This window comes from Acetatifactor sp. (assembly GCF_982438285.1).
This window is the reverse complement of sequence record NZ_CEWDFQ010000138.1, coordinates 1-7674: the sequence shown is the minus strand read 5'-3', so window position 1 is coordinate 7674 and position 7674 is coordinate 1. Positions and strand designations below refer to the sequence as shown.

5 protein-coding genes are annotated in these 7674 nt (G+C 43.1%); 1 reads left to right on the top strand and 4 read right to left on the bottom strand.

The window, feature by feature from the left end:
* The 3 genes from AC1WIP_RS08355 to gmd form a co-directional block, all read right to left on the bottom strand.
* On the bottom strand, positions 1-2215 hold a 2215-nt coding region (locus AC1WIP_RS08355), incomplete at its 3' end, for a hypothetical protein (protein ID WP_481141412.1).
* Positions 2216-2506: 291 nt separating this feature from the next.
* Positions 2507-3820, bottom strand: a complete 1314-nt coding sequence (locus AC1WIP_RS08350) for a sugar phosphate nucleotidyltransferase (RefSeq protein ID WP_481141411.1) — start codon at positions 3818-3820, stop codon at positions 2507-2509.
* A gap of 8 nt (positions 3821-3828) precedes the next feature.
* On the bottom strand, positions 3829-4896 hold the full coding sequence (gene gmd, locus AC1WIP_RS08345; RefSeq protein WP_481141410.1) for a GDP-mannose 4,6-dehydratase: 1068 nt from the start codon (positions 4894-4896) through the stop codon (positions 3829-3831).
* Positions 4897-5091: 195 nt separating this feature from the next.
* Between gmd and AC1WIP_RS08340 the strand changes: the two genes are divergently transcribed.
* Positions 5092-5952 (top strand): AraC family transcriptional regulator, encoded by an 861-nt coding sequence (locus AC1WIP_RS08340; protein ID WP_481141409.1) that lies wholly within the window; start codon positions 5092-5094, stop codon positions 5950-5952.
* 53 nt (positions 5953-6005) lie between these two features.
* Here the strand turns inward: AC1WIP_RS08340 and AC1WIP_RS08335 are convergent.
* A partial coding sequence (locus AC1WIP_RS08335; RefSeq protein ID WP_481141408.1) for a DEAD/DEAH box helicase occupies positions 6006-7674 on the bottom strand: 1669 nt, incomplete at its 5' end.

Genomic DNA, 7674 nt, shown 5'->3' with positions numbered 1-7674 from the left:
CTTTCCAACATTCACCTCTTATCGCTTCTGAAAGAGTCTCCTTATTATCTTCCATGAAACACAGCGCGGATTCCATAATTTCTAAGGAACGTTTGTAATTCCCTTCATAATGGTAAATACGATTTTTCACCAAAATAAAGCGCATATAGGTATTACTATAATCGTCGTGTTCTGCCGGAAGATATTCGGAAAACATATCTTTAGTCTCATTAAGAAGATTATGTATTTTTTCCTCGTCTAAGTCATGAGATAAAATCTCGTTTTGCAAAAGCAGAATCCAGATTTTAATTTTTATCCATTTGTCTTCGGAGGAGTCCAATGGCATATCAGACAATACTTTTTGTGCTTTTGATGCATATTGAAAAGACAAATGATACTGTCCTTTGCAATACATATCATCGGCAAATTTAAAACATGCCCATATCAATTCCCTGTTTCTCAGAGATAATTCATATAAACGTATCTGTATGATTTGCCTGCGCTCATCTTCGAATACACTTTCGTAAACTACATTTTTATTAAGCATCTCCAGTGACAAATCCAATTTTAAGGTTTCTCCGATATAATCCATGCTGTCCAGCGCCTCTAAATAACAGCGATGCTTGATTTTCAATTCATTTTCTGTAAGCTGGTAAATCTCAGTTTCTTTTATAATATAATCGATATTTTCCACATTATAACCGATAGTCTGCTCGATTGCCCTACGGGGAAGCTGTCCCTGAAAAACTGCCGTAATAAAAAACAGTTGTACATAGTAACTGTCCTGTTCACATAACGTACGGCACAGCATAGACAAAATATTCTCCTTTATTCCTACGGCAATATTATCAAGCTCGCATTTCTTTAATGCATCCGGCACGCCGTCCCAGCCGCTGCATTTCAGGTAGGTTATAAAAGCGTTAATATACAGAAGCGAAGGGCCTGTTCGTTGAATAACCGCCGAGACGCAGTCTTTGGGAAAATCTTTCTTCCATATATGGTTTATATATTTGTAATATTCATAATTCTCCAGTTTTTCCGGCGTGTAATTGTCTTTCACATTTGCAAGCTTAAAAAATTCGCTTTTAAATTCTTCCCATTTGGCTGAAGGCATATGATTATTGATATATAAAGAAGTGCGGATTTCCAGTATGATAAAAATATACTGCGACATTTTTTGTGCAAACAGCAAAAGAAAATCCAAAGTTTCTTTGGACGCATAATTCAAATTTAAAAAACTCAAAGCATACTTTCTTTTTCGCGTTAATTGTTTGTAAATCAGCTCTATATAAGATACTAAAAAGTAATTAAAAATATCAGAAGACTCGTTGTATTTTTCAGAGGATTTTTCAAAAGCAATCCTTACTGCTTTTTTAGCATCATCGGGCGTATATTCTGTTCCAACCCAACTGATTGCAGTATCAAAATCTTCATTAGATATATCATCTAAAAATTCCAAGGGTATCTTCCAGATCGTTTGCATAATTGACATAAAAAGGACTCTGGGAGTCGGTTTCTCAGACAGATCAATTTCTATATTTTGAAACTTCTTTTTCGAAAAAGATTCTGACAAAGCATGAATAAAAGTTGTTTTTCCAGTTCCCACATCGCCGCTGACTAGGAGGATTCCAAAAGGATCTTCAAGCATTTTTTCAAGAAATATTTTTTTTTCGAGGTGTTTTTGGCAGAATAAGACGACAGACTCTTCCTTAATTCCCCAGTCTGGTTTTAAAAGGGAGCTTTCTTTCTCGCCATGAATTTCATAAGATTCATTCAGTAGCGCTATAATATCGTCGCTATATATATTTTTATCCTCCGGATGTTTATTTAACCATTGGATTATCTCATTAATCTCCAGGAATTGTATTTGGAGTTCGGTCTGGGAGGAAAATCTCTCCAGTATATTAATGGTGTTGGAGGATAACGTAAGGTTAGAAGCTATAATGATACGATCCGTATCGCGGTTTACTGCAATAATCAATGCCTTTGCAAATTCCTGCAATGGCAATGACAGCTTCTTATTTGAACGTAGCTTTGCTTCAAAAACAGCCTGAAAGAAATGAGTTGTTTTTTTGATGCGTATAGGGATAAGAAATACTCCGTCGTATCCCCCGTCCTTTGTGCTTCTCGTCAACTGATTATATTCATTTTCTTTTAACTGGAATATTTCCAACAAAACCTTAAAAACAATTTCTTCAAATTCTTCCCAGTCTTTTTTGGGTTTATCTCTTCCCATACGGCAAATTTCCTTAGTATTTGATATTTAATAAAGGATAATTAGGTATTATCCTTCATTCCCCTCCCCCACCCAATTAAAAAACCGCCAAAGCATCAAGGTGCTCGGCGGCTTGTATCAAATGTCATTTCGCTATAAAAATTATGCCTCTTACACAATCGCCATTCCCCAACAGCTTCTAGCAAAATAATAGCATACTCCCCACAAAAATACAATATTTCAAAGCGGCAAATTAATTTTCTACAGAAACTTTTTGCAAATGCCATTCTCACACCCGGAAATTCAATGCTTTTACAGTTCGCACTTCACCTTATCGTGCACACTGATTTCCTGCCCCAGCTGCACCTCCATAATCTTTAGTTCAGTCTCCGCCACCACGGTATGCCTGCAGCCAATGGGCATCTGGATCACATCTCCCTCTTTCACCGGGCGTCTTTCCCCATCCAGCACGGCATATCCCCGGCCCTTTAAAACAGTCCAGACCTCGTCCCTGTTTTGATGGTAATGGTAATTCATTCCATGACCCGGGTTCAGCGTCACCTTTATGGTCATGCTGGCGTCTTCCACATCGATTACCTGAAAATTCCCCCAGGATTTTTCCGCAAACATGATCTGCTGATCGATCTGGTCCACAAAGGGCTTAATGTAGCTGGACTGCTCCTTGTTTGATACAAGGATGCCCTCCGCACTGGCGGCCACAATGGCATTTTCAATACCCATGCAGAGCACCGGTACGTTCAGCTCATTGATGATGTGAAGGTTGCTGCACTGGTCATTGTACATGGCCTTGCCCACCACATTTTCATCCATGGCCTCCGTCAGGGTATTCCAGGTTCCCAAATCCTTCCATTCCCCGGAAAATCTCAGTACCTGAATCTCTTTTTCCTGTTCCACCACCGCATAGTCAAAGCTGATTTTGGGCAGCGTCTGATAGTTTTCAAACAAACCGGCATAATCAGCAAAGCCCAGCATTTCCTCTGCCTTTTTCAACACATAATTTAGCCGAAAAGCAAATACGCCCCCATTCCACAAAGCCCCCTGGGCGATATATTCCTCTGCAGTTTTTAAATCCGGCTTTTCCTTAAAGGTAGAGACTGTGCTGACCTTTTCCTTGCTGTCGGGAATAACATATCCATATTTCTCACTGGGATAGGTTGGCTCCATCCCCATCAGTACCAGATTAGCCGCTCCCCCAGCTGCCAGGCTTTCAAGCTGCTTCAACGCATTAAAATAATCGGTGCTCACATAAGGGTCCACCGGGCACACCACAACAGCCTCCTCTCCCGGTATTCCTTTTACGTCATGCAGATAGGCCGTCGCCAATGCGATGGCAGGAAAAGTATCCCGCCTGCAAGGCTCCACGCAAATATTCACCCCTGCACCCAGCTGATTATTAATGGCAGAAGCCTGGGACCTGGAAGTGGCAATGGTCACTGTGGCCCTTTCGTCCACGGCGCGGATCTGTCCAAACACGCGCTGTACCATGGACTCATACTGGCCATCCTCTTTTTTGAAAATTTTAATAAACTGCTTGGAACGAATGTCATTGGAAAGAGGCCAAAGGCGCTTGCCTGAGCCTCCGGATAATAACACAATATTCATCATCTGCCCCCTCATTCTTGTTCCAGTCCGGCTACAGCAGCCTTCATGGCCGCTTCCCGTCTTGCCAGCTGCCTGTCATGTCTTGCCATGATCCGAACCAGCTCTTCATAGCTTGTCTTTTGGGGATTCCAGCCCAGCGTTTCCCTTGCCTTGGTGGGATCTCCCCACAAATTATCCACATCCGTAGGGCGGAACCATGCTTCATTTACACATACCAGCAGCCTGCCGGTTGCCGCATCATAGCCCTTTTCATGAATTCCACTGCCCTCCCAGCGGATTTCCATACCGTTTTCCCGAAAAGCCCTTTCCGTAAAGTCCCTTACCGTATGCTGCTCCCCGGTGGCGATCACAAAGTCATCCGGCTTATCCTGCTGAAGAATCAGCCACATACATTCCACATAATCCTTTGCATATCCCCAATCCCGCTTGGAATCCAGGTTTCCCAGCTCCAGATGATCTTGAATTCCCTCCGCAATTCTGCCTGCTGCAAGGGTAATCTTTCTTGTGACAAAGTTCTCTCCCCGGCGCTCAGACTCATGGTTAAACAAAATACCGTTTACCGCAAACATGCCATATGCCTCCCGGTATTCCTTGGTAATCCAAAACCCGTACTGCTTTGCCACCGCATAAGGGCTATAGGGATGAAAGGGCGTGGTCTCCCGCTGAGGCACCTCCTCTACTCTGCCGTAAAGCTCCGAGGTGGAGGCCTGATAAATCTTTGTCTTGTCAATAAGTCCCAGCACTCTCACCGCCTCCAGAATCCTGAGCACGCCGATGGCATCCACATCCCCTGAATATTCCGGCACATCAAAGGACACCTGCACATGGGACTGGGCCGCCAGATTATAAATCTCATCCGGCTGAATCAGCTGAATGATCCTGGTAATGGAGGAGGTATCCGAAAGGTCTCCGTCATGAAGGGTTACCGCCTTTTTTTGCAGCAGATGGTCAATTCTGGCCGTATTGGAAATAGATGCTCTTCTGACCATGCCGTGTACCTCATATCCCTTTTCCAGCAAAAGCTCCGCAAGGTAAGAGCCATCCTGTCCTGTGATTCCTGTAATCAATGCTTTTTTCATACAATGTTTCTCTTTCTGTTTTTTCTGTCATTTTGCTTACAGCACAATTTCTTAATTATCATAGTCCATATTCTTCCCTTTTATAAGTACTTATTTTGTATAATTATAGCATTATCTTGACTTCTTTGATATAATAAGGTTCAGACCTAAAGAGGACGGTCCAGCATCAAAAGATTCCCGAAAGGAGGGCTTGCCTTGAAAGCTTCGTTATTTCATGGAACCATAGTGACATCCAATCGGATCATCTATACCCCCTCTGCCTTTGCCAAAAGCAATCTTATCTATCTGCAGGAGACAGGACAGCTGCAGGCCAAAAAGCCCCATGTAAGCCAGAGGGAAAATTTATCCTCTTATCTGTTTTTTATTGTGAAAAGCGGTTCCGGCACCCTGACCTATGAGGGGGAAACCTTCGCTCTTTCCGCAGGAGACTGCATTTTTCTGGACTGCCAAAAGCCCTATTCCCATGCTGCCTCCGACGCCCTCTGGAGCTTGAAGTGGGTGCATTTCTATGGCCAGAATCTCAAAAATATTTATAAAAAATACCTGGGAAATGGCGGCCAGCCTTGTTTTCACACCACAAGACTGTCCGCCTATGAAACGCTTTTAGATGATCTGTTTTTGGCCGCATCCTCGGACGGCGCCATAAAGGAATTGAAGATATGTGAAAAGCTTACCTCTTTATTGGTTCTGCTTTTAGAGGAATGCACACAGCCCCAGGCCGACACGGCAAATTCCGCCGGAAAAAGAGATCTCCAGGAGGTGAAGAATTACCTAGACGATCATTTCTCTGAAAAAATCACTCTGGAAATGCTGGAGCGGATGTTTTTCATCAACAAATTTTATCTTGCCAGACTGTTTAAAGAGCAATTCGGCAGTTCTGTAAATCATTACCTCCTGCAGGTACGCATCACCCAGGCCAAGCACCTGCTCCGCTTTACCAGTCTTTCCATTGAGGAGATCGCCCGCAGATGCGGCATGAGTGATGCGAATTATTTTGCCAGGATGTTCAAAAAGGTAGAGGGCATTACGCCCAGAGGGTATCGAAAACTGTGGTGAGGACAAGCATCAAAAGTGAAGTCAGAAAACCGGTCGAAGAAGCATTGCGTTCCTTAAAATACTTCCCTGAGCGGCCTCCATCCAGGCCCGCTTAAGCTATCGGAATAATCTGTATTATTGATTTTAAGCTTTTCATTTTTATCGCGGACAAATCCCCACTTTAATTCCTTTTTCGCCGCATACTCTTTAAAGGCTGCAAACTTGTTCTCCACTTGGAGATCAATATTTCTGCTTTTATTGCCGCTTTCGCCGCCTTTGGTTTCAATAATCCATACTTCGCCATTTTTCTTTTTCACGATGTAGTCTGGATAAAACAGCCATTGCTTCTGCAGGCCATCCAGATAGACAATGGAAAAATACTGCTGTCCTGTGTCACCGTTCTTATAAACCCACTCAATGTCATCCCGCTCCTCGCAGTAATTTTCAAACAGGCGCTCACACTTTGAGCGGATTCCCTCAACCACCATGGCAGAAGAATAACCCTCGTAGGCGTTAGACAGCATTTCTTCAACATCTGTTTCCGTCGGGTCGAAACGGTACAGCTCTTGCTCCGGAATTGTAAAAACAGCCGTTTTAGGCGTTCCAAAAGCAAGCTGCTGTGCCAGTTTAGCGGTGGCGCCTCTGAAATCCAGCTTCAGCTGATCTTCATTATTGATAATAAAGGCATAGTAGTGGGCTGTGTCCAGGGAAAGCAGCTTTTTCGGACTTGCTACTTTTGCTCTGAACAATCTTTCCAAAACCACCTTTGTTTTCTGCGTAGTCATTCCCACTGCAGACTTAATGGAATCCACAGAATGCAAAAGGTCTATGCCATTTATATGCGTATTGACTATACGCTCTATTGTTCTGTAACGGGTATGATCAGCATCTGCAATAGATTCCGTTTTTATAAACTTGCCTTCCAGCTGCATACCCATGATTTTATCATGAAAGCGGTAGCCTGCGTTCTCAAGACGAAGCTGATTGTCTGCTTTGTCGTTTGTCAGGCCATACGTTTCTGCAAAGTATTTATGTACTGCGTAAAAGGTTTCTCTTTCTCCCAGCTCATCCATGTCTTTGTTTCGAAGCTGCTTTTCCAGTTTAAAAGTCTTGCATTTTTCTTTTAGGAACAGACGCTTTGTTTCAAAGGCCGTATTCATTGATTCTCTGATGCTCTCTTTGTACTTCTCGTCAAAGGTGTAGAGATAGCAAAAGTCAAGAATGTCAATATCATAATGAACGGCTTCCGGCATGCGCCGTAGTCTGCCAATGGTCTGAATTTCAAACTCTTCTGACATGCGCTCCCGCAGCTTTACCAGAATCTTTGCCCTCGGGCAGTCCCATCCTGTAGCAATCGCTTGTTTCATCAGAAGAAAAACAGGGCTTGCAGAATTATCGGTAATATTATCGATATTAATTTTCTCATTGGCTTCACTCATCCACTTGGCCACCATCTTATTGTCATAGGTATATCCCAATTCAGAAAGATGGTTTTCCATATCCTGTATCAGTCTGTCGGAGGAATTAGGAAACTGAATAATGCACAGCGGACGAATCTCTTTTGTCTTGCCTTTCTGCTCCGCGTAGGCTGCCGCAATCGCTTTCCGCTTTTTGTCAGCAAGGTCAATCAAATACCTGTGTTCGCCGCCAAAATCACCGTTATAATTAACATCCTCGTTAATGTAGAGTGCCTTTGTAATTAATCCCGAACTGATCACATCCAGCTCGTTGATTTCATAATAT

Bases quoted from the DNA above. Each gene is read 5' to 3' on its own strand.
- AC1WIP_RS08350 (WP_481141411.1), bottom strand. From the start codon at position 3,820: ATGATGAATATTGTGTTATTATCCGGAGGCTCAGGCAAGCGCCTTTGG.
- gmd (WP_481141410.1), bottom strand. From the start codon at position 4,896: ATGAAAAAAGCATTGATTACAGGAATCACAGGACAGGATGGCTCTTAC.